The sequence below is a fragment of the Olavius algarvensis spirochete endosymbiont genome (assembly GCA_900608495.1).
Classification (GTDB): domain Bacteria; phylum Spirochaetota; class Spirochaetia; order DSM-2461; family DSM-2461; genus UBA2779.
In genome coordinates, this window is sequence record UWYT01000192.1 from 1 (window position 1) to 1,060 (window position 1,060).

General features: G+C 48.7%; 1 protein-coding gene. It reads right to left on the reverse strand.

The features are described from left to right. Positions 1–55 precede the first annotated feature (55 nt). The coding region (locus S1OALGB6SA_RS10205; RefSeq protein WP_195910324.1) for a hypothetical protein at positions 56–1,060 on the reverse strand (1,005 nt) is incomplete at its 5' end.

Sequence of the window (1,060 nt, forward strand, 5' to 3'; positions counted from 1 at the left end):
CCAAATCACATCGAGAAATCCATCCCCATTCACATCCATGGACATCCTCTTTGTCTCATTCGAGTTCCTCATGTAGTGTAAAAGATCCAAAAGCCCAGTTCCCGATGGGGATGTTAATATTGATATTCCCACCCAAATTCATTCCACTGCTTGAGCTTTTCGATATGGGCCCTCCATACCCGCTCAATCGAATGTTGCCCCCGCTGGAGGCATTGAATCCAGGATTGTAACCTCGAAGATTCGATCCATCCCTCCACACAAGTTCCGCCACTCCATCCCCGTTGATATCCATCACGCTGCTCAAAACTCGGGATGTTCCTGCTGAAAAACCGAATGACCCGGTTAAGCCCAGATTTATACCTGATGACCCAACATATCCGCCAATCTGACCGTTGCCGCTGAAGTTAAGCGAATCATTGCCGCTTAAACCATACTTCCAAATACCTCTCGACGTGGAACTCTCAACACCACCAAAACCACGGTAGCCTCTGGTATCCCCAGAACCAGTCTTCCCCAGTCCGAAATAATCAAAGCGGTAGCGATAGAATTCCTCCCCATCCCGGCCCTCCAAATACGAATCAAGAACACTCTGGCCAAACTCGTTCAACCGATAGTAAAAATCATACTCCCGAACAGCATCTCCAAAACTGCTAATCTCTACCTTATCCAAACGACGCGATGTCTTCGAGGGAAAGCCCCCTCGACCGTCTATGCGCTTATCCGGCCTCTTGTTATCAGCAAGACTAAGATACTCGCCGGAAGCAGTGTTATATCCCAAAAGCCTGGCCGCTTCGCTGTTTAGAACATGCTCAGGCTCATCGTAAGTGAATGTAATCGTAGACTTCCCATCCTCAAAGGCGTCTGCAGAAATCCGACCGCTGTAGTCTATAGATGATATGTAGGTGTTCCTATCCTCATCATCATACTCATAGCGATAGTCCACGGTATTCCCATCAACATCTTTGATGCGAGTCAAATGCCAGCGATAGACGCCCTTCGAAATATCGGACTCACCACGACCAGGGCCAAGCCAGCCTCCTTCTCCCCCAAAATCCTCTTC